The organism is Bradyrhizobium commune (genome assembly GCF_015624505.1).
Lineage (GTDB): Bacteria > Pseudomonadota > Alphaproteobacteria > Rhizobiales > Xanthobacteraceae > Bradyrhizobium > Bradyrhizobium commune.
On record NZ_CP061379.1, the window covers coordinates 1775072 to 1800810 of the forward strand.

23 protein-coding genes are annotated in these 25739 nt (G+C 64.6%); 18 read left to right on the forward strand and 5 right to left on the reverse strand.

What is annotated here, in order from left to right; genetic code table 11:
• Positions 1-80: 80 nt before the first annotated feature.
• Positions 81-713, reverse strand: coding sequence for a cupin domain-containing protein (locus IC761_RS08360; RefSeq protein ID WP_195802783.1), 633 nt, complete (start codon positions 711-713; stop codon positions 81-83).
• 203 nt (positions 714-916) lie between these two features.
• Between IC761_RS08360 and IC761_RS08365 the strand changes: the two genes are divergently transcribed.
• From IC761_RS08365 to IC761_RS08410, 10 genes are all read left to right on the forward strand, one after another.
• Positions 917-2608 (forward strand): peptide ABC transporter substrate-binding protein, encoded by a 1692-nt coding sequence (locus IC761_RS08365; RefSeq protein WP_195802784.1) that lies wholly within the window; start codon positions 917-919, stop codon positions 2606-2608.
• 27 nt (positions 2609-2635) lie between these two features.
• Positions 2636-3586 (forward strand): ABC transporter permease, encoded by a 951-nt coding sequence (locus IC761_RS08370; protein ID WP_195802785.1) that lies wholly within the window; start codon positions 2636-2638, stop codon positions 3584-3586.
• 3 nt (positions 3587-3589) lie between these two features.
• On the forward strand, positions 3590-4465 hold the full coding sequence (locus IC761_RS08375) for an ABC transporter permease (protein WP_195802786.1): 876 nt from the start codon (positions 3590-3592) through the stop codon (positions 4463-4465).
• 39 nt (positions 4466-4504) lie between these two features.
• On the forward strand, positions 4505-5833 hold the full coding sequence (locus IC761_RS08380) for an NAD(P)/FAD-dependent oxidoreductase (RefSeq protein WP_195802787.1): 1329 nt from the start codon (positions 4505-4507) through the stop codon (positions 5831-5833).
• 17 nt (positions 5834-5850) lie between these two features.
• Positions 5851-6777: a 2-hydroxyacid dehydrogenase gene (locus tag IC761_RS08385; protein ID WP_195802788.1), complete on the forward strand. Its 927-nt coding sequence runs from the start codon at positions 5851-5853 to the stop codon at positions 6775-6777.
• A gap of 9 nt (positions 6778-6786) precedes the next feature.
• Positions 6787-8655 (forward strand): ABC transporter ATP-binding protein, encoded by a 1869-nt coding sequence (locus tag IC761_RS08390; RefSeq protein ID WP_195802789.1) that lies wholly within the window; start codon positions 6787-6789, stop codon positions 8653-8655.
• 284 nt (positions 8656-8939) lie between these two features.
• Positions 8940-9866 carry a helix-turn-helix domain-containing protein gene (locus tag IC761_RS08395; protein ID WP_195802790.1) on the forward strand — a complete coding sequence of 309 codons (927 nt, stop codon included), beginning with the start codon at positions 8940-8942 and terminating at the stop codon, positions 9864-9866.
• Between the two features lie 310 nt (positions 9867-10176).
• The gene (locus IC761_RS08400) at positions 10177-12114 is read left to right on the forward strand and encodes an autotransporter domain-containing protein (RefSeq protein WP_195802791.1); all 1938 of its coding nucleotides are present in this window, start codon (positions 10177-10179) and stop codon (positions 12112-12114) included.
• A 44-nt stretch (positions 12115-12158) separates the two neighbouring features.
• Positions 12159-13364: an ABC transporter substrate-binding protein gene (locus tag IC761_RS08405; RefSeq protein WP_195802792.1), complete on the forward strand. Its 1206-nt coding sequence runs from the start codon at positions 12159-12161 to the stop codon at positions 13362-13364.
• 53 nt (positions 13365-13417) lie between these two features.
• A complete protein-coding gene (locus IC761_RS08410) occupies positions 13418-14938 on the forward strand; it encodes an aldehyde dehydrogenase (protein WP_195804591.1) in 1521 nt (506 codons plus the stop codon).
• A gap of 15 nt (positions 14939-14953) precedes the next feature.
• On the opposite strand, the gene IC761_RS08415 is transcribed toward IC761_RS08410, so the two are convergent.
• Together IC761_RS08415 and IC761_RS08420 are read right to left on the reverse strand one after the other, a co-directional pair.
• Complete coding sequence (locus tag IC761_RS08415; protein WP_210338525.1) at positions 14954-15559, reverse strand: helix-turn-helix domain-containing protein; 606 nt, start codon at positions 15557-15559, stop codon at positions 14954-14956.
• A gap of 211 nt (positions 15560-15770) precedes the next feature.
• On the reverse strand, positions 15771-16994 hold the full coding sequence (locus IC761_RS08420) for a polyhydroxyalkanoate depolymerase (protein ID WP_195802794.1): 1224 nt from the start codon (positions 16992-16994) through the stop codon (positions 15771-15773).
• A 168-nt stretch (positions 16995-17162) separates the two neighbouring features.
• Between IC761_RS08420 and IC761_RS08425 the strand changes: the two genes are divergently transcribed.
• Positions 17163-17819 (forward strand): glutathione S-transferase family protein, encoded by a 657-nt coding sequence (locus IC761_RS08425; RefSeq protein WP_195802795.1) that lies wholly within the window; start codon positions 17163-17165, stop codon positions 17817-17819.
• 273 nt (positions 17820-18092) lie between these two features.
• On the opposite strand, the gene IC761_RS08430 is transcribed toward IC761_RS08425, so the two are convergent.
• Entirely contained in the window at positions 18093-18317 is a 225-nt protein-coding gene (locus IC761_RS08430) for a hypothetical protein (RefSeq protein WP_195802796.1), read from the reverse strand.
• Positions 18318-18520: 203 nt separating this feature from the next.
• Here IC761_RS08430 and IC761_RS08435 point away from each other — a divergent pair, with 203 nt between their 5' ends.
• The 7 genes from IC761_RS08435 (at position 18521) to IC761_RS08465 (ending at position 24109) form a co-directional block, all read left to right on the forward strand.
• On the forward strand, positions 18521-18859 hold the full coding sequence (locus tag IC761_RS08435) for a hypothetical protein (RefSeq protein WP_195802797.1): 339 nt from the start codon (positions 18521-18523) through the stop codon (positions 18857-18859).
• A gap of 192 nt (positions 18860-19051) precedes the next feature.
• A complete protein-coding gene (locus IC761_RS08440) occupies positions 19052-19885 on the forward strand; it encodes an AraC family transcriptional regulator (protein ID WP_195802798.1) in 834 nt (277 codons plus the stop codon).
• A gap of 179 nt (positions 19886-20064) precedes the next feature.
• The gene (locus tag IC761_RS08445; RefSeq protein WP_195802799.1) at positions 20065-21003 is read left to right on the forward strand and encodes an SMP-30/gluconolactonase/LRE family protein; all 939 of its coding nucleotides are present in this window, start codon (positions 20065-20067) and stop codon (positions 21001-21003) included.
• A 200-nt stretch (positions 21004-21203) separates the two neighbouring features.
• Positions 21204-21797 (forward strand): GNAT family N-acetyltransferase, encoded by a 594-nt coding sequence (locus tag IC761_RS08450; protein ID WP_195802800.1) that lies wholly within the window; start codon positions 21204-21206, stop codon positions 21795-21797.
• 16 nt (positions 21798-21813) lie between these two features.
• Positions 21814-23460 (forward strand): GMC family oxidoreductase, encoded by a 1647-nt coding sequence (locus IC761_RS08455; protein ID WP_195802801.1) that lies wholly within the window; start codon positions 21814-21816, stop codon positions 23458-23460.
• 135 nt (positions 23461-23595) lie between these two features.
• On the forward strand, positions 23596-23859 hold the full coding sequence (locus tag IC761_RS08460) for a hypothetical protein (protein ID WP_195802802.1): 264 nt from the start codon (positions 23596-23598) through the stop codon (positions 23857-23859).
• Positions 23860-23863: 4 nt separating this feature from the next.
• Positions 23864-24109, forward strand: coding sequence for a hypothetical protein (locus IC761_RS08465; protein WP_195802803.1), 246 nt, complete (start codon positions 23864-23866; stop codon positions 24107-24109).
• Positions 24110-24805: 696 nt separating this feature from the next.
• On the opposite strand, the gene IC761_RS08470 is transcribed toward IC761_RS08465, so the two are convergent.
• The gene (locus IC761_RS08470) at positions 24806-25648 is read right to left on the reverse strand and encodes an AAA family ATPase (protein WP_085405171.1); all 843 of its coding nucleotides are present in this window, start codon (positions 25646-25648) and stop codon (positions 24806-24808) included.
• Positions 25649-25739: the final 91 nt, after the last annotated feature.

A 25739-nucleotide genomic window follows, 5' to 3' on the forward strand; every position in this document is an offset into this window, starting at 1 on the left:
CCGAGGAGTCCGCCATCATGTGAGCTACAGATTCCGCGCTTCTGCGTCGAGGGACAATTTCCGGCAGGGCCGGGCGTGCCTCAACCTGCCGGCGAATCGGCCTGGCGCAGCGTCGTCACCCAGATCACGCGCGCGGCCTGCTGAGTGGGGTTGTCGAACATGTGGGGCACGATGCTCGGAAAGCGGAAGCTGTCGCCGGCTTCCAGCACATGGGCCTGGTTGTCGAGCCACAGCCGCAGGCTGCCGGACAGGATGTAGCCGGCCTTCTCGCCGACGTGCTGCAAAAAATCCGTGCCGGACGAGGCGCCGGGATTGAGCGTGAGCTCGTAGAGCTCGAGCTGGCCTTTTCCTTCGGGGGTGAGGGCTTCCTTGACGACGCCGCTGGCGGTGAGCCGCAGCAGCCGCCTGGAGCCCTTGCGCACGATGTAGCGCTGCACGTCGGCGGCATCGGTTGTCTCGAAGAAGTAGGAGATGGGCACGTCGAGCGCGATAGAGAGCAGGCGCAGCGTACGGATCGACGGCATCGCGCGCGCGCGTTCGAGCTGGCTGATCATGCCGTTGGAGAGGCCGGTCTTGTTGGCGACGTCCTGGATCGAGAGACCGGCGCGCTGGCGCAACAGCCGCACGGTTTCGCCGAGGCGCTGGTCGACCGCGTTGTCGGCCTCGATCGCCGCGGCGTCCTTCGGACCGTTGGTGTCGCCGCGACCGTCCATGTCGCTCTCCTATGCATCGTCGCGCCGCCGGACTGGCTGGCGGTGTGAAAAGGTCGCGCATCCTAGCAAGGCGATTGACAGCTGTATTTAGTCATGATGAAATTTTGGCTGAAAAATTTAGAAGCACTAAAGCCCACTCCTGTCCCCTTGCCGGGGTCTCGGGGCGCGAGAGACGGTGCCGCATGCGACAACGGAGAGTGGTCATGGCAGACGACACCGGCAAGTTCGGCGTTGGGTCAGTTCATCCGGGCATTCCGAATCGCCGTCAGTTCTTCCAGCTCGGCGCAGGCGCCGCGGCAGGATGGAGCCTTGCAGGTAGCGCGTTTGCGCAGACTGAGCGCCCCTCTAGTCCGCCGGACAAGCCGCGCGGCCAGGTGATCGCGGCGCTGTCGCAGGAGCCGACCGTCTTCCATCCACTGATGCCTGGCATCGAGGTCGATCAGGGTGTTTGGTGGCAGGTGTTCTCGACTCTCTGGTTCATCGATCCCGACGGCAAGTTCGTTCCCGATCTCGCCCGTGAAGTTCCGACCGTCGAGAATGGCGGCCTGTCGGCCGACGGCCTGACCTGGAAGATCAAGCTGCGCAGCGACGTGAAGTGGCACGACGGCACGCCGTTCACGGCCGACGACGTCAAGTTCTCGCTCGACCTGATCAACAATCCCGATTTCCGCGCTCGCAGCCGCGTCGGCCACAGTCTGGTGAAGGATATCAAGGTCATTGCGCCCGACGAGATCCATTGGCGAATGGAAGCTGCCTATTCGCCCTACATGTCGATCCTGGGGTCGCTGACCTTCATCGTGCCCAAGCACGTCCTCGATAAGGTGTCCGATCCGAACGCCTCGCCGTTCCACAATGCCCCTGTCGGCACCGGACCATTCCGCTGGGGCGAGCGCGTGCCTGGCGACCACATCCTGCTCAATGCCCACACCGGCTATCACGGCAAGGGACCTTACGTCGAACGCGTGGTCTTCAAATACATCCCGGATCTCACCGTGCTCTACACCCAGTTCCGCACCGGTCAGATCGATTACGCAGGCCTGCAGGGCATCCTGCCGAACTTCGTGCAGGAGGCGAAGACGCTGAAGGGTCGCAAGATCTTCGTCTCCTCGACCTCCTCGGTGGAGCATATCGCGCCCAATCTGGAATTCGGCCCCTTCGCCGATCGCACGGTGCGCGAGGCGCTCTATTTCGCCATCAACAAGCAGGCGATCATCGACGCGCTTAATTACGGCCTGCCGACCCAGACCGAGAGTTTCGTGCCGCAGCAGGCGTGGTCGTTCCAGCAGGGATTGCCTGAGCACAAATACGATCCGGCCAAGGCCAATGCGCTGCTCGATGCGGCCGGCTGGGTGCGCGGCGCCAGCGGCGTGCGCGAGAAGGGCGGCGTCAAGCTTGAATTCACCAACTCGACCACGTCAGGCAATGCGGTGCGCGAGCAGACTCAGCAGCTCCTGATCCAGGACTGGCGCGCGATCGGTGCTGCGATGCGCGTCAACAACATGCCGGCCGCGGTGATCTGGGGCGACTTCTGGCAGCAGTCGAAGTTCAATTCGGTGATCGTTGGCGTGAACTTCATGCTGGGCAGCGATCCCGACGTGACGCCGCGCTTCGGCTCGGGCGCCATTCCTGCCCAGGGCGGCCGCGGCTACAACACCTATCAGTACAAGAGCCCCGAGGCCGATCGGCTGCTTGCCGAGGGGGCCAGGCAGTTCGACCTGGCGCAGCGCAAGGCAACCTATGGCGAGTTGCAAAAGCTGATCCGCAACGACCTCGCGATCCTGCCGCTGTTCCAGGGTTTTATCGCCGAGGGCGTGAAGGAAGGGCTGCAAGGTTTCCGCCCCAATATCAACATGTCGATCAATTGCTGGAACATCCGCGAATGGTATTGGGCGTGATGCCCCGGGCGCGCTGGATCGCCTGAGATGGCCCGTTACGTCGCCAATCGACTGGCTCAGGCGGTCATGCTGCTGGTGATCGTTTCGGCGATCGGCTTCACCATCCTGCATCTGGCACCGGGCGGTCCGCTCTCGCAATTTGCGGCCTCCGCGCAGATGACGCAGGAGGATCTCGATCGCGTCACCAGGCAGCTCGGGCTCGATCGCCCTCTGCCGATCCAGTATCTCGAATGGTTCGGTCGCATGCTGAAAGGCGATTGGGGCAAGTCCTATCGCGACGGCGAAGCGGTGCTGTCGGTGATCTCCTCGCATCTCGGCGCCACCCTGGAGCTGATGGCGACGGCAACCATCATCGCGGTCCTGTTCGGCTGCTGGATCGGCGTGCTGGGTGCACTGCGCCGCTATTCGTTGTTCGACATGCTCGCAACCGTCGGCGCCATGATCGCGCTGTCGATCCCGACCTTCTGGTTCGGCCTCGTCACCATCTACGTCTTCTCGGTGAGGCTCGGCTGGCTGCCGGCCGGTAATCGCGAGACCGTCGGCGACGGCTCGCTGCTCGACCTCCTGCATCACCTGATCGCGCCGGCGCTGGTGCTGGCGCTGGTCGAGACCGCGATGTGGGGCCGCTTCATGCGCTCCTCGATGCTCGAGGTCATCAACCAGGACTATATCCGCACCGCGCGCGCCAAGGGCATGCCGGAGTGGCGCATCCTCACGGTGCACGGCTTGCGCAACGCGCTGCTGCCCATGATCACGGTGGCTGGCCTCCAGTTTCCCACCCTGCTCGGCGGCGCGCTGGTTGCCGAGACCGTGTTCACCTGGCCCGGCATGGGCCGCCTGTTCCTCGATTCCATCGGCTATCGCGACTATCCCGTGGTGATGGGCATCCTGATGTTCTCGGCGACGATGGTGCTGATCGGCTCGCTGCTCGCCGACATCCTCTATGCCGTCGTCGATCCGCGCATCCGGGTGGGCTAGGCGATGGCGACTGTGACCTGGTCCCATGTTCAGCTCGCGCCGGGCCAGGCCGCGTGGCGGCGATTTTGCCGGCACCGGCTCGCGCTTGCGGGCGCCGTGATCATCCTGGTGCTCGTCCTCGGCTCGGCGCTTGGTCCCTGTCTGCTGCCGTTCGACGACACCTATATCGACATCCTCAAGCGGTTCGCGCCGCCATTCTCGGGCGCGCATATCCTCGGCACCGACGAGCTCGGCCGCGACGTGCTGGCGCGCCTGATGATGGGCGGGCGGGTGTCGCTCTCGATCGGCATCGTCGCGATGGTGATCGCGATGGCGGTCGGCATCGTCGTTGGCGCCTTCGCCGGCTTCTATGGCGGCGTCGTCGGCGCGGTATTGATGCGGCTCGTCGATGCCGTGCTGTGCTTTCCAACGATCTTCCTGCTCTTGGCACTCGCCGCGCTCACCGAGCCCGGTCTCGTCACCACCACAGTGCTGATCGCGGCCACGGCCTGGATGGCCGTCGCCCGCGTCGTCGAGGCCCAGGTGCGCTCATTGCGCGAGCGTGAATTCGCAGTTGCGGCTCTGGCCTTCGGCTCGTCGAACCTGCGCATCATGTTCCGCGAGCTCGTGCCCAATGCGATCGCCCCGATCGTGGTGGCGGCGACGCTGAACGTCGCCAATGCGATCCTGCTCGAATCCTATGTCAGCTTTCTGGGCTACGGCATCCAGCCGCCGGCGGCGAGCTGGGGCAACATGCTCAACAACGCGCAGATCTATCTGACCAGTGCGCCCTGGCTCGCGATCGTGCCCGGCCTCGCCATCACGCTCGCGGTCACGAGCTTCAACTTCCTCGGTGACGGCCTGCGCGATGCGCTTGATCCCCGAATGAACATCCCATGACGAGCCAGGCTTGCTCGAACTGAAGTCCAGGAGTGTCCCATGTCCCCGCCGCTCAACCGTATCAACAGCGACGAACGCCTGCCGGTGCAGGCCGATGTCGTCGTCATCGGCGGCGGTGTCATCGGCGTGTCCGCGGCCTATCATCTGGCGAAGAAGGGGCTGTCCGTCGCCCTCGTCGAGAAAGGTCATGTCGGCGGCGAGCAGTCGAGCCGCAATTGGGGCTGGTGCCGCCAGCAGGGTCGCGCGCGCGAGGAAATTCCGCTCGCCCGCGAAGCGCTGCTCCTGTGGGAGGACATGCAGAACGATGCTGGCGTCGATGCCGGCTTCCGTCGCACCGGCGTGTTGTTCCTGACCAAGAGCAAGGACGAGCTCGCCGGTTGGGAGCGCTGGGCCGCGACGGCGCGCGAGATGCAGGTCCATTCGACCGTGCTGACGCCGGCAGAGGTCGCCGAACGCATGCCAGGGAATACCGACAAATGGGTTGGCGGCCTGCACACGCCGAGCGACGGACGCGCCGAGCCGTCGATGGCCGTGCCCGCGCTCGCGACGGCCGCGCGAAAACACGGCGTCACCATCCATCAGGGCTGCGCCGCGCGCGGGCTGGAGACGCAGGGCGGGCGCGTCAGCGCTGTCGTCACCGAGAAGGGGACCATCCGCACGCAGTCCGTGCTGTTGTCGGGCGGCGCCTGGTCGTCGCTATTTTGCCGCCGCCACGGCATCGAGCTGCCGGTCGGCCTCGTCAATGCCACCGCGTGCCGGACCACGCCGGGGCCGGAGATCACGTCCGGCGCGCTTGGCACCGATTTCTACTGCATCCGCCGCCGCCTCGATGGCGGCTTTACGCTGGCGCTGCGCAACCGCGGCACGGTCGAGCTGTCGCCCGACCTGTTCCGCTACGCCCGCACCTTCTGGCCGACCTATCTGCATCGCCGCAACGGATTGAAGATGTCGCTCGGCAAATCGTTCTTCGACCAGATCGTGCGCGGCACCAGCTGGGGCTTTGACAAGCCGTCGCCGTTCGAGGCCGAGCGCGTGCGCGATCCCGCGCCGGACATGTCGCTGGTCAATGCGGCGCTCGCCGCGCTGATCAAGTCGAATCCCGAATTGAAGGACATCGAGATCGCGGAAGCCTGGGGCGGCACCATCGACTGCACGCCCGACACGATTCCCGTGATCTCGCCGGTCGACGCGCTGCCGGGCTTCTTCCTTGCGACCGGCTTCTCCGGCCACGGTTTTGGCATCGGCCCCGCAGCCGGCAAGCTTGCCGCCGACATCGTGACCGGCTCGACGCCGTTGGTCGATCCCGCCGCCTACAGCCACAAGCGCATGATCGACGGCCGCCGGCTCGCGCCGGTCAGCCCGTTCTGAAAGCGGCGGTCGGCGAGATGGCATTCCTTTATAAGGCCAATCTGGTTCGCGGTGCCGAATGGGCGCGTCTCTTCGCGGAGCGCGCGCCCGATCTACCGTTCCGGCTCTGGCCCGATATCGGTGATCCCACGGAGGTACGCTATCTGGTGGCCTGGCAGCCGCCGGACGACATCGCGAAAACATTCCCCAATCTCGAGCTGGTGTTCTCGGTCGGCGCCGGCGTCGATCAGTTCGACATCACCAAGCTGCCTCCGCATGTTCCGCTGGTCCGCATGATGGAGCCCGGCATCACCGAGCGCATGGTCGAATATGCCAGCATGTCCGTGCTGGCGTTGCACCGGGATCTGGTGCAGTTCATCGCCCAGCAGCGCGACCAGGTCTGGCGCGAGCTTCCCGCGACGTACACGAGCGAGCGGCGTATCGGCGTGATGGGGCTCGGCCTGCTCGGTCAGGCCGTGCTCGAGCGGCTCAAATCGTTCGGCTTTCAGCTTCTAGGCTGGAACCGTTCGCCGCGCCGCATCGAAGGCGTCACCTGCTATGCGGGCGCCGACGCATTGCCGGATTTCCTCGCGCAGACCGACATTCTGGTCTGCCTGCTGCCGCTGACGCCGGAGACGCGCGGCATCCTCGACGCAAAGCTGTTCGCGCGTTTGCCGCGCGGCGCCCGGCTGCTCAATGTCGGGCGGGGCGGGCATCTGGTCGAGGCCGACCTGATCGCGGCGCTCGATGGCGGCGTGCTGTCGGCCGCCGTGCTCGATGTCGCCGAGCCTGAGCCGTTGCCTGCGGGCCATCCGTTCTGGAGCCATCCACGCATTCTTCTGACGCCGCACATCGCCAGCACGACGAAGCCGGAGACGGCCGTCGAGTACGTGCTTGACACCATCGCGCGTCATCGCCGTGGCGAGGCGTTGCCGGGGCGTGTCGACCGTGAGCGCGGCTATTAAGGTCATCGCATGAGCATCGGCGCAAGCAGACCTGACCAGATCGTTGCCGAGGCGCAGGCGCCGGTGCTGTCGGTGTCAGGCCTGACCACGTCCTTCATGCGCGAGCGGGAGTGGATCCCCGTCGTCCGCAACGTCTCGTTCGACATCGCTCCGCGCGAGACCGTGGCGATCGTCGGCGAGTCCGGCTCGGGCAAGAGCGTCACCGCGCTCTCGATCATGCGGCTCGTCCCGAAGGAGAGCGGCCGCAGCGAGGGCTGCATCATGCTCGCCGGCCGCGATCTGCTGACGCTGCCGGAAGCGAGCATGAAGGACATTCGTGGCAACGAGGTTGCCATGATCTTCCAGGAGCCCATGACGAGCCTTAATCCGGTGCTCACCATCGGCTTCCAGATTGCGGAGGCGCTGATCCAGCATCGCGGCCTGTCGCGCGCGGGGGCGGAAGCAGAGACCATCCGCCTGCTCGATCGCGTCCGGATTCCTGCCGCGAAATCGCGCTTCCACGAGCATCCGCATCGCTTCTCCGGCGGCATGCGCCAGCGCGTGATGATCGCGATGGCGCTCGCCTGCAAGCCGAAGCTGTTGATTGCGGACGAGCCGACCACGGCGCTCGACGTCACCATCCAGGCCCAGATCCTGGAGCTTCTGAAGGAGCTCCAGCAGGAAGAGGGGATGTCGATCCTCTTCATCACCCACGACATGGGCGTGGTCGCCGAGGTCGCGGACCGCACCGTGGTGATGTATGGCGGCCAGGCGGTGGAGACTGACGCGACGTCGCGCATCTTCGCCGCCCCCGCGCATCCCTATACGCGCGCGTTGCTCGCCGCCGTGCCGCGCCTAGGCTCGATGGACGGACGCCCCCGGCCGATGCGCTTTCCCGTCGTCGACAAGGTCACGGGCACTTCGGACGCGCCGACCGAGACGCCGGACACCGTCTCGACCACCGAGCGGCCGCTGCTCGAAGTCGCGAACCTCACCACGCGCTTTCCGATCCGCTCGGGTCTGTTCGGCAAGGTCTCGGGCCGCGTCCACGCCGTCGAGAACATCTCCTTCACGCTGCGCGCCGGTGAGACGCTGGCACTGGTCGGCGAATCCGGTTGCGGCAAGTCGACGACGGGCCGCTCGATTCTGAAGCTGGTCGAGCCGGACGCCGGCACCGTCCTGATCGACGGTCAGGATGTGCTGACGATGGGTGGCCGCGCCTTGCGCGACTTCCGCAAGCACATGCAGATCGTGTTTCAGGATCCGTTCGCAAGCCTCAATCCGCGCATGTCGGTGGGAGCGGCGATCGCGGCGCCGCTGCTCGCCAACGGCCTTGCCACCGCGTCGCAGGCGCGCGACAAGGTCGCCGACCTGCTGGCGCGCGTCGGTCTCGCCGCCGACATGGCCGCGCGCTTCCCGCACGAATTCTCCGGCGGCCAGCGCCAGCGCATCTGCATCGCGCGCGCGCTCGCGCTCGGGCCGAAGCTGATCGTCGCCGATGAAGCGGTCTCCGCGCTCGACGTCTCGGTCAAGGCGCAGGTCGTCAATCTGATGCTCGACCTTCAGGCCAGCATGGGCCTTGCCTATCTCTTCATTTCCCACGACATCGCGGTGGTCGAGCGCATGAGCCACCGCGTCGCGGTGATGTATCTCGGCGAGATCGTCGAGATCGGTCCGCGCGCCGCATTGTTCGCCAATCCGCAGCATCCCTACACCAGGAAGCTGATGGCCGCCGTGCCGGTCCCGGACCCTGAGCGTCGCGGGACGAAGCGCGGGGTCGCCAACGACGAGGTCAGAAGTCCGGTGCGCGCGCCCGACTATCAGCCGCCGGTCCGGCAGTATCGCGAAGTCTCGCCCGGCCACGTCGTCCAGGTCTGGGGCGAAGAGTGGTCGGCGTAGCGAGCGAAGGCCGCGAGTGGCCTTCAGCTGCGATTGATTTCAATAACGCACGATGACATTGCGCTGTGGTCCGTCCGACAGGTCAAGGCTGACGTCGCTCGCGAAGCCGTGCCTGTGAAATCCCGCTGAAATTACACTGAAAATCATCTTGTCGCGACACGGTGCGACAGCGCGCCAAAACAACTTCATTGTGATGTGGTGAAGCTGGACCCTGGCCGTCGATCTCCGATAATGCATCGGCCTTGGAAGGCAGAAACGTGCCTTCACCGGACGGGTTTATCGACATGACACAAGCAGGCGTCTACGGACAAAGGCTCGGGCAGGGCTTTCACCTGAAGCAGGCTCCGGTGCTGATCGCGCGCTCGCTGCGCAGCGCCGAGCTCGCGGTCACCGAAGTCCGCCATGACGATCCGGCGCCCAATCTGTCCGGCTCCCTGCCTGCGAACGATGCGTATCTCGTCAGCCTGAAGCTTCGCGATTATCCGGATTGCGAATGCTGGGAACGCGGCCGCTGCGTCGCCAAGGCGGATGTCCGCGCTGGCGCGACCTATCTCTACGACCTCAAGCGCGACCCGCGCTACGTGATCGACAAGCCGTTTCACTCGCTCTTCTTCTATCTGCCGCGCTCGGCGCTCGATGACATTGCGAGGCAGCCCGGTGCGCCGCGGATCCGCGAGCTTAGCTATGAGCCAGGCGACGGCCACGACGACGGGGTGATCCGTCACATCGGTGCCTCGTTGCTGGAAGGGTTGCGGCGGCCGGACGAGACCAACCCGCTGTTCGTGGATCACATGATGCTCGCGCTCACCGCGCACGTCGCCCAGACCTATGGTGGGTTAAGGCCCGCCGCCGAGGCGAACCGTGGCGGCCTTGCGCCGTGGCAGGTGAAGCGCGCATGCGATCGGCTCGACTCCGACCTCGCCGGCAAGGTCGCGTTGCAGCAGATCGCGGCCGAGCTCGGGCTTTCGGTCAGTCATTTCTCACGTGCATTCCGGATCTCCACCGGCCTGCCGCCGCATCAATGGCTGCTGCGCCGGCGCGTGCATGCGGCTCAACAGCTGATGGCCGTCCGCGAGCTGCCGTTGTCGGAGATCGCGATCTCGGCCGGATTTGCCAACCAGAGTCATTTTACGCGGGTGTTCTCGTCGATCGTCGGCGTCAGCCCGGGCGCGTGGCGCCGCGATGCGCAAGGCGGCGGGCCTCTGGCTTAACTGCAGACCTGCGTTCAGGCTTCGGCCGGCTCCTGTGTCTTTTCTGAAGCCGCGGTGTTTTTGTCAGATCGCGACAGGCGGCGCTTGGCCGAGCCGCGGCTCACATTCGGGCGCGATCGAAGCCCGCATGTGACGAGCTCCTGAAGTTGTCTTGTGTCGCAAGCCAGGTCGGTGCATCGCATCAACGCGCGCACAGAATCTTCGATAGAAGATTTCTCTTTTATAATAGATAATTTCTGCTAGGCTTCGTTTCGTGAAGGCGCGGATCAAGACGCCATCCAGGGACGACCACGCAAACGGGGAGGCAGCCGTGAGACTGAGGTCAGCGGTATCGGCCGCAGCTTGGCTGCTGGCCGCGGGAATGCCTGTTGCCACTGCGCAGGCGCAGCAGTTCAGAACGATCTACGGGTTCGGCGACAGCCTGCTCGACGTGTCGCGCAATTGCCCGATTGCCTTTCCGCAATCGGCGCCGTATGGCGCCTGCGGCAACGGCCGCGGTACGCTGCAATGGCTGTCGATGCTGACCAGTTACAGTTTCGACAAGGCCAACGACTACGCCTACAACGGCGTGGGCAATGGCGTGTTTCCGGCGTTCAACGGCGGTCCGACCGTCGCGCAGCAGATCGTCGAGTTCACGAGCGCCGGCAGAAGCTTCCAGCCCAGCGACCTGATCGTCGTTGGCGGCATGCCAAACAACCAGGCGGCGACCTTCCTGGGTATCCTCGACGCCAATGGCCAGCCCTACACGCCGCAAACGCTCGCCAACGCAACGCTCGCGCAGCAATACACCAACATCTCCCAGCTCATCAAAGCGGGAGGACACAATTTCATCGCGGAGAACAGCTTCTCCTCTGCGAGCTACAACTTCTATCAGATCGGCGGCTTCTATCCGTTCGGGCCACCCTATGTGTTTCCGAACATTCCGGGCGCCAGCGAATTCTTCGGCCAGGTCAATGCAAACCTCGCGGCAACGCTGGCGCCGCTGGCGCGGCCGGGCGTGCGGATTCACGTCGTCGATCTCGCAGCGATCTACACCAAGGCGTACACCGATCCGGCGAGCCTCGGCTTCAAGACCGGGACGGCCTGCATCTTCGACGGCAATTGTCTCACGGCGTCGAAGGACGTGCAGAACCAGCATTTCATGTTCGACCTGCACCCGACCGATGCGGGCTATGCGGTGATCGCACGCTACGAGGCCAATCTGCTGGCCGCGCAGGACGGGCTCGCCGCCCAGGCCGATATCGCGCAGCTCACCGCGCAGAATTTTTCCAATACGATCTTCTCGCGGCTGGATGCCTATCGCGCCGACGATCCGCGCGTCACCAGCGGCGGGACAGCGGACCAGGCCTATGCCTCGATGGACAGGCCGCGGATGGCAACCAAAGCGCAGCCACCGCGTCAGGCATCCGAGCTGCCATTCTCGGTCTATCTTGCCGCAGCCTATGGCAGCGGCAGCCGCGGCGATCGGTTCAGTGCCGACGGCAACGCGATTGGCTTCGACTATACGATGGCGGGCGGCACCATCGGTGCAGAGTACAAGGTCGATCCCAACATCCGTGTCGGTGCCGCGCTCAACTACACCAATCCGATAGCCAATCTGCATGGTGGCGCGGGTCATTTGAACCTCGACAGCTACCAGGTCGGCGGCTTTGCCTCCTTCACCTATCCGCATCTCCTGACTGACGTCGTCGCGACTTACGGCTACAACAACTACCGCATCGATCGTCCCGGCGTCGTCGACACGATCTTTGGCAACACGCGGGGCGATACTTTCACCGCCGGGTTCAAGTCCGTCTATCTGTTCGACGTCGGCCGCGTCCGCCTCGGGCCCCTGGTCGGGCTCCTCTACGACTACACCAATGTCGATCCCTACACCGAGACCGGCGACCCCATCATCACCCAGTTCGTCGCGCGGCAGAAGCTCGAGGGCCTGACGGGCAGTGCCGGCGTGCAGTTCCGTGCGCCATTTGCGGTCGGGGCGCATGCCTTCAACTCCTTCGTCAACCTGACGGCCGAGCACGATTTCCTTGGTGGCGCGCGCACGCTGCTTGCGGCCGAGACGGTGGCCCTTGCGCTCCCGATCTACACGTTGGTGCCCGGCAATCCCGACCGCACCTACGGCAAGATATCGGGCGGCCTGACGACGGCGTTCGCCGGCAATGTCAGCGGCATGCTGACGGCGGCCGGCACGTTCGGAAACAGCAATCCGCAGTTCGCCGTGCAGGGTGCGGTGAAGGTGGCGTTCTGAGAGCGATGAAAATGAAAAATCCGCGATCCACCAGGGAGGGAAATATGATCGTATCACTGCTTCGCGCGACGTCTCTCGCAGTCCTGCTCGGCGCTGTTCCCGTTGCCGCCTCTGCCGAGGATGCGCCGTTCCGCATCGGCGTGATCGACGACATGTCCGGCGTCTATTCCGGCAATGGTGGGCCCGGCACGGTGCTGGCCGCCAAGATGGCCGTGGAAGATTTCGGCGGCAAGGTATTGGGGCGGCCGATCGAGGTGGTTTCGGCGGACCATCAGAGCAAGCCCGACATCGGTGCGGCGCTGGCGCGTCAGTTCATCGAGCAGCAAGGCGTCAGCGCCATCATTCCAGGCGGCGCGAGCTCGGTCGGGCTTGCCGTGCAGGCGATCGCGCGCACGTTGAAGAAGACCACGCTGGTTAGCGGCGGTTATGCCGCGAATTTCAGCGGCGACGGCTGCTCGCCCTATGGCACGCAATGGGCGCCCTCGACCAGCGAGCTCTCCAAGACCATCGCCAAGGGCATCGTCGATGCCGGCGGCAAGAAATGGTTCTTCATCGTCGCCGACTATGTGTTCGGCAAGAATCTCGCCGCAGACGCCGGCGAGACCGTGAAGGCCTCCGGCGGCCAGGTGATCGGTCAGGTGCTGCATCCCCTCAACGTCACCGACCTCGCCTCCCAGCTTCTGGCGGCGCAAGGCTCGGGCGCCGACGTGATCGGGCTCGCCGATGCCGGTCCGGATCTCGTGCTCGCGATCAAGCAGGCCAGGGAGTTCGGCGTCAGTGCCAAGCTCGCGACCATGCTGGTGTTCGAGAACAATGTCACGGCGCTCGGCCTTTCGACCGCGCAGGGCCTGCGGCTCGCAGCTTCGTTCTACTGGGATCTGAATGACGAGACCCGCGCCTGGTCGAAGCGCTTCATGGCCCGCAACGGCAACGCGGTCCCGACCATGGGCCATGTGCTGGCCTATCTCGCCACCACCCACTACCTGAAGGCGGTGGCGGCCGTCGGCTCCGACGATGCCGCGCAGGTGCAGGCAAAAATGCTGGAGCAGCCGATCGAAGGCAATCTGATCCAGCACGCGCATATACAGGCCAACGGCCGCGTCGTCTCCGACATGCACATCTTCGAGGTGAAGAGCCCGCAGGAGTCGAAGAGCCCGGCCGACCTCTACAAGCTTGTCGCGACGTTGCCGGGCGATGGCCTGTTCGTTGCGGCCGGGAAGAGCGGATGTCCTTACCTCGCCGTGAGGTAAGCCGGATTGGGAATTGAGGTGCTGCCATGACTGCGGACGGTTCGACGCGCACGATGTCGCCGGAGGAGGCGGTGCGGGGCAATGCCCCGCATCAGCTCGAGGCGTTCAAGATGTATATCGACGGTGAGTGGTGCGAGTCGGCCTCCGGGCGCTGGCTGGAGACCAGGAATCCGTACACCGGCAAGGCCTGGGCGGTGATCCCGAGAGGCGGCGCCGACGACATCGACCGCGCGGTGCGGGCGGCAAACCGCGCCTTCGTCAGCGGTCCCTGGGCCAGCATGCATCCGAGCGACCGAGGCCTCCTGTTGAGCCGGGTTGCTGAGCTGATCGCGGCAAATGCGGAGCGGCTCGCCGAGCTGGAAGTGCGCGACAACGGCAAGCTCAAGGTCGAGATGCTCGGCCAGATGAGATATTTGCCGCGCTGGTTTCAGTATTTTGGCGGGCTTGCCGACAAGATCGAAGGCCGCATGCCGCCGACCGACAAGAAGGGCATGCTGCACTACGTCAGCTACGAGCCGGTCGGCGTCGTCGGCGCGATCACGCCGTGGAATTCGCCGCTGCTGCTGACCGTCTGGAAGCTTGCGCCGGCACTCGCGGCCGGCAACACCGTGGTGATCAAGCCCTCCGAATTTGCATCGACGTCCCTGCTCGCCCTGGTCGAGCTGTTTGCGCAGGCCGGCTTTCCGAGGGGCGTCATCAACGTGGTCACCGGCCTCGGCGCCGAGACCGGCGAGCCGCTGGTCGAGCATCCCCTCGTCGACCGGATTGCCTTCACCGGGGGCAACCTCGCCGGCCGCAAGATCTATGAAGCCGCAGCGCGGCAGTTCAAGCGCGTCTCGCTCGAGCTCGGCGGAAAATCCCCGAACATCGTCTTCGCTGATGCCAGCATCGAGGATGCGGTCAAGGGCGTCATCTCCGGCATCTTCGCCGCGAGCGGCCAGACCTGCATGGCAGGATCGCGGTTGTTGCTGCACTCCTCGATCCACGACGCGTTTCTCGCGCGTCTCGTCGAGGTGATGAGCGCGGCGCGGCTCGGCGATCCCAACAGCCCCGACACCGACGTCGGACCGGTCGCAACCGAGCAGCAGCTCGGCAAGGTGCTTCAATATATCGAGCTCGCCAAACAGGAAGGCGCCCGCTGCATCCTCGGGGGACGGCGGGCGACCCGGCCCGAATGCGGCGATGGCTGGTTCGTCGAGCCGACCATCTTCGCCGACGTCACCAACGACATGCGGATCGCGCGCGAGGAGGTGTTCGGCCCCGTTCTGAGCGTGATCAAGTTCGATACCGACGACGAGGCGATCGCGCTCGCCAACGACACGCCGTTTGGTCTCGCCGCGGGTCTGTGGACCACCGATCTGGCCCGCGCCATCGCGATGCCGAAGCGGCTGCGGGCAGGAACGGTGTGGGTCAACGCCTATCGCGTGGTGAGCTATCTCTCGCCGTTCGGCGGGTTCAAGGAATCCGGGCTCGGGCGGGAGAACGGAATCGAGGCGATCTACGAATATCTGGAAGCCAAGAGCGTCTTCATCAATCCGACGCCGTCGATCTCCAATCCGTTCACGCTGCAATAGGGCGCAGCGGCAGGCTCAGAGGCGGCGTCGTCGAATGACGAGATAGTAGGCGCACGGAGTCTTGCCGGCATTGATGAAACGATAGGACTCGCGCACATCGAAATAGAAGGAATCGCCGGTGTCGAGAACGTAGCTGGCTTCACCCGTCTGCACGGTGAGCTGGCCCTGATGCACGACCAGATATTTTTCCGTCGGCACCTTGTAGGGCGGCAGCTCGCCGGAGGATTCTCCCGGCGGAATCCTGTGCAGCAGGAACTCGAGGTCGTTGTCCAGATGCGTCGGGGACAGGTTGTGGCGCTCGAAGCCGGTTTCCGGATCCGTGAAGGCCAGTCGATTGGCTTTCCGGATCACCGTGACCTGCGCAGCATCCGGCTCCGCGCCCATCAGCGCCGACATCGAGACGTTGAGTCCCTTGGCGATCCGCACGATGATCGCAAGTGTCGGGCTCTTCTCGCCGCGTTCGACCTTCGACAGCATTGCGCGGCTGACGCCGGACTGCGCGGCGAATTCCTCGAGCGTCAATCCGGCTTGCGTCCGCAGCCGCTTCACCCGGCTGCCAACCTCGATCACGATGGCATCGTCGCCGGCGCGGCCCGCCCGCGGCTGGCGCTGCGATTTCACCGAAGCTTTGCGGGAAATTTCGCCCTCTTTTCCGGAGGCTTCCGAGGTCTTGTGTCGCCGTGTGGGCAATCTATCGTGCATGCGGCGCATATTTTCAGAAGTCGAGGCGCCTCACAAGGTTGTATGCGGCCCTACTCTCGCGGAAGCGCTGCTCCGTGGCACCGGATCGCCGGGGACCGTCCTTCTCGCGACCGGGCCGCGGCGGCTGGCCTCACGAATTGACGTGCACGAAATCCCGCAGCAGCGGATAGATCTCGTTATTCCAGCGCTTGCCGGAAAACACGCCGTAATGGCCGACGCCGGCCTGCATGTGGTGGACGCGGCGATAGGCGCGCACGCCGGTGCAGAGGTCCTGGGCGGCAAGCGTCTGGCCGATCGAGCAGATGTCGTCCTTCTCGCCCTCGACCGTCATCAGCCCCATTCGGCCGACGGCCTTGGTGTCCACCGGCCGGCCCCGGTGCATCAGCTTGCCCTGCGGCAGCAGATGCTCCTGGAACACGTCGCGCACGGTCTCGATGTAGAATTCCGCCGGCAGATCCATCACGGCAAAATATTCGTCGTAGAAGGTCTTGATGGTCGCCGCCTTGTCCTTCTCGCCCTTGGCGATGTGGTTGGCGAGATCCATATGCTGCTTGATGTGGCGCTCGAGATTCATCGAGACGAAGGCGGTGAGCTGCACGAAGCCCGGATAGACTTTGCGCAGCGCGCCACGGCACTGCACCGGCACGTAGTTGATCAGGTTCTGCTCGAACCAGTCGATCGGCCGGCTCTTGGCGAACTCGTTGACCCTGGTCGGCTGGATCCGCGTGTCGATCGGCCCCGCCATCAGCGTCAGCGTCGCCGGCCGGGACGGATGGTTGCCCTCGCACATGACGGCGGCGGCCGCGAGCGCCGAGACCGACGGCTGGCAGATTGCCACCATATGCGGCCGTGGGCCGAGCTGGCCCAGGAAGTCGATGAGGTGATCGGTATAGTCGTCGAGGCCGAAGCGGCCCTCGCTGCGCGGAATGTCGCGCGGATTGTGCCAGTCGGTGATGTAGACGTCGTGGTCCTGCAGCAGCGTCTTCACGGTGCCGCGCAGCAGCGTGGCGAAATGGCCGGACATCGGCGCCACCAGTAGCATGCGCGGCTGCTCGGCCACGCCCTCCTTCCTGAAATGCAGCAGCGAGCCGAACGGCGTCGCGTAGGCGACCTCCTCGCGAATGGCGACCTCGCGGTTTCCGACCATGACGCTGTCGATGCCATAGGCTGGACGGTCATAGGTCAGGGTGGAGCGCGAGATCAGCTCCAGCGCCGCCGAGAGCCGGCCGACCACCTGGTCGGACATGCCCTGGGGCACCAGATTGAGGAATTTGAGTGCGGACGAGGCTCCCGCCCGAAACGGCGCCGTCAAATCCATGTGGTTCTGAAAGGCCTGATAGTACATCGACATCATTCTGAAACGCCCACCTGTCCCGTGCTGCTATGCAATATCGAAGCCAAACCGGAGTCAAATCGCCCCCAAAATTGGCACGTCGCTTGCTGCTCATTTGTGGGAAGCACAGGTAATGGGCACCGCCGCGGGCCGGGCGGGGTGCAGTCACAGGCGTGAGGGAAGAGCCATATGGCGAAGGCGACACTGACCATCAGCAGCAAGAACTACTCGTCCTGGTCGCTGCGTGGCTGGCTGCTGACGAGATTTTCGGGGCTCGATTTCGAGGAGGTGATCACCGCGCCGGACGATGCGTCCGCGCGTGCCGAAATCCTGCTGCTGTCGTCCTCGATCCTGGTGCCGTGCCTGCGGCACGAGGGCGCCACCGTCTGGGATACGCTGGCGATCGCCGAATACCTCAACGAGGCGATGCCCGAGGCCGGGCTATTGCCGGCCGACCGCGTCCAGCGCGCCCATTGCCGCTCGATTTGCGGTGAAATCCATTCCGGCTTCACCACCCTGCGCGCCTCCCTGCCGGTCAATCTGAAGGGGCACTTCCCCGGCTTCAAGATCTGGTCGCGCGCGCAGGCCGACATCGACCGGGTCTGGTTCATCTGGCGCGACTGCCTGGAGAAGTCCGGCGGTCCGTTCCTGTTCGGCCAGCAGCGCACCATGGCGGACGCGATGTATGCCCCCGTGGTGACGCGCTTCGTGACCTATGACGTCCAGCTCGAGCCGCGTCTGAAGGCCTATGCCGACACCATCATGGCGATGCCCGAGATGCAGGAATGGATCGCGGCGGCCAAGGAAGAGCCGGCCGAGATCGAGGAGCTCGAGGTCGAATATTAGGCAGGTCGGGCGTCGTCCTGCCCGTTTCGGCGGCGGAGGCGGCCCACGCGCTGCCGGGAGCCATGCGACCGCCGCAATTAACTTTTGCTGCCGATCGCTTGTCCGTACCCGGTCGCATGCCTCGCAGATGTTGTACGGGCGAGCGGGGTGCCTGCGACATCTAGCCGTGAACAGGCGTGGACGGAGCTCTACGGCCGATTCGGACGCGATTCGTTCGAACCGCGTTCCGAAGGTTAAGACGGCGCGCGGCGCCGTTGCATTTTGACACAGGCGCTAGGCCGCTCCGGTGTGCTTGACGCGCGGCAGGCGCCAGCCGATCACGGTTGCTTCCACCGCGACGCCGGCTGCGTCATTTTGCCAGCGTCCCTCGACATAGCGGCAGGCGAACGGCAGTTGATACGTTCCGCTGTGATCCTCGCACAAAACTTCGACCGGCAGGCCAGGTGGCGGTTCTCCGGCGCCATCGAATTCCGCCAGACGTCTATCGCGCGTAGCCATTGCAAAAATCTCCCCTAATCAAAGCCGCGGAAAGAGCGCCCACTTCTCCCGCGCGCGGTTCAGTGCTCCCCGTCCAAGGGAACACGCCAAGCTCAACGCGAGAATGCGGTACGAGTGTGGTAGCCTCCCTGCATTGGCTGCGCGCAATCGGCGCACATTGCTGTGATCGACTTTGGCCGTGATCGATTTGACGAGGAACCGGAATGTTGCGCACGACCGCTGCCGTTTGTTTCGCGATGTTGCCGCTCGTCGCGCCGGTGCGCGCGCAGGACGTGCCCGGCATCGAGATCTGCACGGTCGAGAAGACCATGGAGCGGCGCACCAGCTGTCTCCAGAGCAACGTTGATTTCCTCCAGAAGACGATCACCAAGCTCAATGTCGATCATCAGCAAAAGATCGACGCCGCCAACCGTCAGATCGATGCGCTGAAGGTGACGGTCGTAGGCCTCCAGAAGACGCTCGGCGATCTCCAGGCCGCGCAGGCGAAGCTGGTGGAGGACGTAAAAAAGAAGCAGGACGCGCCGCCTGCGAAGGACAAGTAGACTACGCAGGGTGGGCAAACCGTAGCGTGCCCACCATGCCAGCGGCGGGTGCGGACAGATGGTGGGCACGGCGCAAGTGCGCCTTTGCCCACCCTACGAGTCCGGCGTTCGCGGCACGAGAGCAATCCGGATCAAGCGCGCTGCGGCGGCGGGGCGCATCATTCGCCTTGCTTCGAACGAGAGGCGTAACCCATGAACCCAGCCCACCGCGCGCTCTGGTACATCGAGAGCCACCTCGCCGAGCCGATGACGCTCGACGAGATCGCTGGCGTCGGTGGCGTGTCGCGGTTCCACATGGTGCGTGCGTTTGCCGCAGCCACCGGTCTGCCGGTGATGCGCTACGTGCGCGCACGCCGGCTGAGTGAAGCGGCGCGCAGTCTTGCCAAGGGCGCGCCGCACATTCTCAGCATCGCGCTGGAGGCGGATTACGGCTCGCACGAAGCATTCACCCGCGCGTTCCGCGACCAGTTTGGCACCACGCCCGAAGCGGTGCGGGCGGCAACGTGCATCAGCGATCTCCAGCTTCAGGAGCCGATCCTCATGGACTCCACCATGCTCGACAACCTCAAAGCCCCACGTTTCGAAACCGCAAAGGCCTTCCTCGTCGCAGGCCTCGCCGAGCGCATCACCTGCGAGAATGGCGCGATCATCCCGGGCCTGTGGTACCGCTTCCATCAGGAAGTCGCCGATACCCCAGCGCGCGTCGGCAACGTGGCTTACGGCGTCTGCTGCAACGGCGATGATTCCGGCAATTTCGATTACATCGCCGGCGTCGAGGTCGCGGACTTCTCTGACCTGCCGCGCGGGCTCGGCCGCATCCGTATCCCCGAGCAGCGCTATGCTGTGTTCACCCATTCAGACCACGTCGCCTCGATCCGCCGCACCGTCAACACGATCTGGAATCAATGGCTGCCGACCTCGGGCCTCAAAGCTGCCGACGCGCCGAACTTCGAGCGCTACGATGAAAAATTCGACCCCATGACCGGCAATGGCGGCTTCGAGATCTGGGTGCCCGTCAGGGAGTAAGCATGATCCGGAGAGTCTAAAGCGCGATATCTCATCGCGCTTTAGACTGCAACGCAGCATTGCGCCGGCTTGCTTGGCAAGCCCCAACGACTTTGTCATAACCGCTGGCAAAACTTGCCTGCGGGGCCCGTGCCGGACATCCCGAGCAAGCCATAACAAGCAGCCGGGAGGGTCCCCCAATGTCCAGTGCCACGCCCAACATGCGCGTTCTCGCCACCGACCTCGAATTCCCCGAAGGACCCGTGGTGATGCCGGATGGTTCGGTCGTGCTGGTGGAAATCCGCGGCCAGCGGCTGACCCGCGTTTATCCCGACGGCCGCAAGGAGACCGTCGCCAAGGTGCCGGGCGGCCCGAACGGCGCGGCGCTGGGCCCCGACGGCAAGATCTACATCTGCAACAATGGCGGTTTCTCCTGGATTCCGACCCGCAACACGATCATGCCGGGACCGCAGCCCGACGATTATCTCGGCGGCTCGATCCAGTGCGTCGATCTGCAATCCGGCAAGGTCGAGACCGTCGTCACCAAATGCGGCGAGCACGATCTGCGCGGGCCGAACGATCTGGTATTCGACAAGCAGGGCGGCCTCTGGTTCTCCGACCTGGGAAAACGCCGCGCCCGCGAGATGGACGTCGGCGGCATGTACTATCTCAAGCCCGGCATGAGCGAGATCGTCGAAGTCGTGCACGGCGTGCTGCCGGCCAACGGCATCGGTCTCTCCCCGGACGAAAACACCGTCTACATCGCGGAGACGCCGACGGGCCGGCTCTGGGCCTACGAGCTCTCCGCGCCCGGCACGCTGAAGCCGCGCGACGTGATCTATCGCGGCGAGCGGGGCAAGCCGATCTGCGGCCTCGGCGGCTACCAGATGTTCGACTCGCTCGCGGTGGAAGCGAACGGCAATGTCTGCGTCGCCACGCTCGTCTCCGGCTGCATCTCGGTGATCGCGCCCGACGGCACGCTGGTCGAGCAGGTCCCGACCGGCGACCGCGCCACCACCAACATCGCCTTCGGCGGCCCCGAGCTCAAGACCGCCTACATCACGCTGTCCGGCAAGGGCGAGCTCGTCGCCATGGACTGGCCGCGCAGCGGTTTGCCGTTGAATTTTCTGAATAAGTGAGCCAAGCCGTCATCGTACGGGAGGCGAGGCAACTCTCAGACCCTCACCCTGAGGAGCGCGCCCTTCGCGCGCGTCTCGAAGGGCGAGGCCACCAGCCGGGCCTTCATCCTTCGAGACGCGCGTTCCGCGCTCCTCAGGATGAGGAGTTGGCAGTCTGGATTGCTTCGCTTCGCTCGCAATGACAACGGAGAGAGACTTCGATGCCCTGGCCTGATCCCATCACCCTGCGCGGACAGCACGCCCGTCTCGAGCCGCTGTCGCATCAGCACCGCGAGGCCCTGGTGGAGGCCGTCAAGGACGGCGAGCTCTCAAAGCTCTGGTACACCGCGATCCCGCTGCCGGAGAACATGGGCAAGGAGATCGACCGCCGCCTCGCGCTTCAGACCGCGGGCTCGATGCTGCCCTTCACCGTGTTCGACGCCGATGGCGCGATCGTCGGGATGACGACCTACATGAACATCGATGCCACCAACCGCCGCGTCGAGATCGGCTCGACCTGGTACGGCAAGAGCGCGCAGCGCGGCCCGCTCAACACGCAGTGCAAGCTGCTTTTGCTCAGGCACGCCTTCGAAACCTTGAACTGCATCGCGGTCGAATTCCGCACGCATTTCTTCAATCACCAGAGCCGCCGCGCCATTGAACGTCTCGGCGCCAAGCAGGACGGCATTCTGCGCAGCCATCAGATCGCGCCGAACGGCACGCTGCGCGACACCGTCGTGTACAGCATCACCGCGGCGGAATGGCCGACAGTGAAGGCGCATCTCGAATTTCAACTCAACGACAAGCCGCGCTAAGGGCGGCCGGAGCACCATGGATAGATTTGACTATGTGATTATCGGCGCGGGCTCCGCCGGTTGTATCCTCACCAGCCGGCTCAGCGAAGATCCCGGTACCAGCGTCTGCGTGCTCGAAGCGGGTCCGAGCGACTGGCATCCCTACATCCATCTGCCGGCGGGGTTCATCAAGACCTTCCACATGAAGAGCATCAACTGGGCCTACCAGCAGGAGGTCGGGCCCTATACCGGCGGGCGCAGCATCTATGCGCCGCGCGGCAAGACGCTCGGCGGGTCGTCCTCGATCAACGGCCACATCTACAACCGCGGCCAGCGGATGGATTTCGACACCTGGGCGCAGATGGGCAATCGCGGCTGGGGCTATGCCGATGTGCTGCCCTACTTCAAGCGATTGGAGAAGCGGGTCGGCGAGGGCGACAACACTTTTCGTGGGCGCGACGGCAACCTCACCGTCACCACCATGGAATGGCGCGATCCGCTCTGCGAAGCTTTCATGGAAGGCGCCGTGAGCCTCGGCATTCCCCGCAACCCCGACTACAACGGCAAGACCCAGGAGGGCGTCTCCTACTGCCAGCGCACCATCAACAATGGCCTGCGCGTCTCCGGCTCGACCGCGTTCCTGAAGCCCGCGATGAAGCGCCCGAACGTGCATGTGCACACCCATGCGCACGCGACCGAGATCATCTTCGAGGGCAAGCGCGCCGTCGGCGTGCGCTACATGAAGGGTGGCCGCGGCGGCACGCCGTTGGAAGTCCGCGCCAACAAGGAAGTGATCCTGTCCGGCGGCACCTATAATTCGCCGCAGCTGCTCCAGCTCTCCGGCATCGGCTCGCCCGATCTGCTCGGCGCCCACGGCATCGCCGTGCGTCATGCGCTCCCCGTCGGCGAAGGCCTCCAGGACCACTACGCCCCACGCACGGTGGCGCGCGTGAAAGACATCCAGACCATCAACCAGCTCCGCCGCGGTTGGCATCTCTGGGTCGAGGCGCTGAAATGGGCGACCGCGCGCCGCGGCCTGCTCTCGCTGTCGCCGACCATGGTCTATTGCTTCTGGCACTCCGGCGAGAGCGCCGACAGCTCCGACCTCCAGCTCACCTTCACGCCGGCGAGCTACAAGGAGGGCGTGCAGGGCCAGCTCGAGGACGAGCCCGGCATGACGGTCGCCTCCTGGCAGCAGCGCCCCGAGAGCCGCGGCTATGTCCGCATCCGCTCCTCCGATCCGTTCGCGCCGCCGATCATCCAGACCAATTATCTCGACGCCGAGCTCGACCGCCGCGTCATCGTCGGCGGCATGAAGCTCGCGCGCAGGCTTTTGAAGAGCGCGCCGCTGTCGCCCTATTATGCCTACGAGGATTTCCCCGGTCCCAACATCAACACCGACGACGAATTCCTCGCCGCCGCCACCGAGCGCGGCACCACCACCTTCCACCCCGGTTGCACCTGCCGCATGGGCCCGGCAGATTCGACCTGGGCCGTGGTCGACGACCAGCTCCGCGTCCACGGGCTGGAGGGCCTCCGTGTCATCGACGCCTCGGTGATGCCGCGCATGATCTCGGCAAATCTGAACGCCTCCACCATGATGATCGCCGACCGCGCCTCGGACCTCATCCGCGGCAAGCAGCCGATGGAAGCCGCGCGCGTTCCGGATGCGGCGGTGGCGTGAGGATTTGTAGGGTGGGTTAGCGTCAGCGTAACCCACCACGTCTCTCGACGCGGAGAAAGAAGAGGTGGGTTACGCTGACGCTAACCCACCCTACGAGCTAACCACCTTACGGGTCTTTTCCGGAGCTGTGACGCGATGCCGACGAGGTCCGAACTGATCGATCGATGCCGGGCAATGATCGTTGCCGGGAATGGCGCGGGAGACGAGCTGATAGCCTATCTTCGAGCCGAAGGATGCCACAAGATTGAGAGCATCGCGGTTCTGCGCGAAGTCTTGAACGTCAATCTAGGTGAGGCAAAACGTCTGGTGCATTGCAGTCCAACATGGGCTGATGTGCGGCAGCGAGACGACAAATTTCATGATCAATTCTCGACAATCCTCGGAGAGCAGGAAGAGTAGTGATATGAGCAGGAAGTGGCGGCTCTTGGCTCACGAGTCGAATGAAAAGATCGAGTTCGAGAACCAGGGAAGCTTCGATGAACTCATCGTCGGTGATTGGCTGCACGTCGAGCAGATGGACGATAAGGTCTGGTGGCTTCGCGTCGGGGATGCTCGGATCTTTGTGACATTGCGGGGCGGGGAAGAGCCAATGGTCGATATCGAGCGCGGGTTCTATGGACCGGCGAACGGAATCACCAAAGTTCCGTAGCCCCGTCGGGCAAAACACCCCGCCGCCCCGTCAACCCCTCTCCACAAAAATATTCCACTTTACCGAAATTCGGAATTGCGGCATAAGTCGAAACAGCCCGGCCCGACGAAGAGGGGCGGTTCGCGAGTCGTTCGAAACGCGGGCCGGGTTGCGGTGGACGCGGCAGCGTCGTGTGCGAGTATGCGGGCAGGGCGGATTGCTCTCCGTGAGCCCGAGTCCTCGTGCGGACGAGCGATGCTGAATGCGTACGGCAAAACCGTGTGGTCCCGACCGTCGTCGCTACGGTCAAGCTCTTGCGAACGCGGCAGTCGCGTCAACCGGCGTGGTGTCGGTGAATTTCGCGGGGCGAGGGAGGCCAGAAGGAACTCGGCTCCCGGGAGAGCACGGCATAAGCCGTCCGACCACTGCGCAGGGAAGGCCGTGTGTTCGGCCGCACCTGTATGCCGCTGTGCAATTCCTTTTGCGCTACAAGCGCACAGCGGACCGCGGGTGCCAAGCCGGCACCCGGCCTTCCCTGCGCCCTCTTTCTTTCGAGGGCGATGGAGAGAGCAAAGCTCGGGCGAGATGCGCCGCGAGGCTGCGAAGGTGTGTCTGCGAGGCCGTAGGATGGGTAGAGCACTTGCGAAACCCATCAATCCGCCGCCGAGGAAAAGTTTGATGGGTTTCGCTTCCGCTCTACCCATCCTACAAGTCCTTCTACACTTCCCGCCGACTCAAGAACGCCAGCCGCTCGAACAGATGCACGTCCTGCTCGTTCTTGAGCAGCGCGCCGTGCAGCGGCGGGATCAGTTTGCGCGGGTCGCGCTCGCGCAGCTGTTCGACGCTCATGTCCTCGTTGAGCAGCAGCTTGAGCCAGTCGAGCAGCTCCGAGGTCGAGGGCTTCTTCTTCAGGCCAGGCACTTCGCGCACCTCGAAGAAGATCCGCAGCGCTTCCTCGACCAGGCGCTTCTTGATGCCGGGGAAGTGGACGTCGACGATCCGGCCCATCGTGTCGGCATCGGGGAACTTGATGTAGTGGAAGAAGCAGCGGCGGAGAAAAGCGTCGGGCAGCTCCTTCTCGTTGTTGGAGGTGATCATCATGATCGGGCGCTGCTTGGCCTTGATCGTCTCGCCGGTCTCGTAGACATGGAATTCCATGCGGTCGAGCTCGAGCAGCAGGTCATTCGGGAATTCGATGTCAGCCTTGTCGATCTCGTCGATCAGCAGCACCGGGCGCTGCTCGGCGGTGAAGGCGTCCCACAGCTTGCCGCGCTTGATGTAGTTCTTGATGTCGGACACGCGAGCATCGCCGAGCTGGCTGTCGCGCAGTCGCGACACCGCGTCGTATTCGTAGAGGCCCTGTTGCGCCTTGGTGGTCGACTTGATGTGCCAGGTCAAAAGGGGCGCGTTCAGCGCCTTCGCCACTTCCTCGGCAAGCACGGTCTTGCCGGTGCCGGGCTCACCCTTGATGAGGAGCGGGCGCTCCAGCACGATCGAGGCATTGACGGCGACCTTGAGATCGTCGGTCGCAACATAGTCCTTGGTGCCGGTAAATTTCATCGCGCGTCCTTGTTGGTCGTTGGCCGAAGCATTGCCAGTTTGTTGGCCCCGGCTGCGACATGGGAACGGCCGCACGTGGCGGCCGTTCCTG

Bases quoted from the DNA above. Each gene is read 5' to 3' on its own strand.
- IC761_RS08360 (WP_195802783.1), bottom strand. From the start codon at position 713: ATGGACGGTCGCGGCGACACCAACGGTCCGAAGGACGCCGCGGCGATC.
- IC761_RS08365 (WP_195802784.1), top strand. From the start codon at position 917: ATGGCAGACGACACCGGCAAGTTCGGCGTTGGGTCAGTTCATCCGGGC.
- IC761_RS08370 (WP_195802785.1), top strand. From the start codon at position 2,636: ATGGCCCGTTACGTCGCCAATCGACTGGCTCAGGCGGTCATGCTGCTG.
- IC761_RS08375 (WP_195802786.1), top strand. From the start codon at position 3,590: ATGGCGACTGTGACCTGGTCCCATGTTCAGCTCGCGCCGGGCCAGGCC.
- IC761_RS08380 (WP_195802787.1), top strand. From the start codon at position 4,505: ATGTCCCCGCCGCTCAACCGTATCAACAGCGACGAACGCCTGCCGGTG.
- IC761_RS08385 (WP_195802788.1), top strand. From the start codon at position 5,851: ATGGCATTCCTTTATAAGGCCAATCTGGTTCGCGGTGCCGAATGGGCG.
- IC761_RS08390 (WP_195802789.1), top strand. From the start codon at position 6,787: ATGAGCATCGGCGCAAGCAGACCTGACCAGATCGTTGCCGAGGCGCAG.
- IC761_RS08395 (WP_195802790.1), top strand. From the start codon at position 8,940: ATGACACAAGCAGGCGTCTACGGACAAAGGCTCGGGCAGGGCTTTCAC.
- IC761_RS08405 (WP_195802792.1), top strand. From the start codon at position 12,159: ATGATCGTATCACTGCTTCGCGCGACGTCTCTCGCAGTCCTGCTCGGC.
- IC761_RS08410 (WP_195804591.1), top strand. From the start codon at position 13,418: ATGTCGCCGGAGGAGGCGGTGCGGGGCAATGCCCCGCATCAGCTCGAG.
- IC761_RS08420 (WP_195802794.1), bottom strand. From the start codon at position 16,994: ATGATGTCGATGTACTATCAGGCCTTTCAGAACCACATGGATTTGACG.
- IC761_RS08425 (WP_195802795.1), top strand. From the start codon at position 17,163: ATGGCGAAGGCGACACTGACCATCAGCAGCAAGAACTACTCGTCCTGG.
- IC761_RS08430 (WP_195802796.1), bottom strand. From the start codon at position 18,317: ATGGCTACGCGCGATAGACGTCTGGCGGAATTCGATGGCGCCGGAGAA.
- IC761_RS08435 (WP_195802797.1), top strand. From the start codon at position 18,521: ATGTTGCGCACGACCGCTGCCGTTTGTTTCGCGATGTTGCCGCTCGTC.
- IC761_RS08440 (WP_195802798.1), top strand. From the start codon at position 19,052: ATGAACCCAGCCCACCGCGCGCTCTGGTACATCGAGAGCCACCTCGCC.
- IC761_RS08445 (WP_195802799.1), top strand. From the start codon at position 20,065: ATGTCCAGTGCCACGCCCAACATGCGCGTTCTCGCCACCGACCTCGAA.
- IC761_RS08450 (WP_195802800.1), top strand. From the start codon at position 21,204: ATGCCCTGGCCTGATCCCATCACCCTGCGCGGACAGCACGCCCGTCTC.
- IC761_RS08455 (WP_195802801.1), top strand. From the start codon at position 21,814: ATGGATAGATTTGACTATGTGATTATCGGCGCGGGCTCCGCCGGTTGT.
- IC761_RS08460 (WP_195802802.1), top strand. From the start codon at position 23,596: ATGCCGACGAGGTCCGAACTGATCGATCGATGCCGGGCAATGATCGTT.
- IC761_RS08465 (WP_195802803.1), top strand. From the start codon at position 23,864: ATGAGCAGGAAGTGGCGGCTCTTGGCTCACGAGTCGAATGAAAAGATC.
- IC761_RS08470 (WP_085405171.1), bottom strand. From the start codon at position 25,648: ATGAAATTTACCGGCACCAAGGACTATGTTGCGACCGACGATCTCAAG.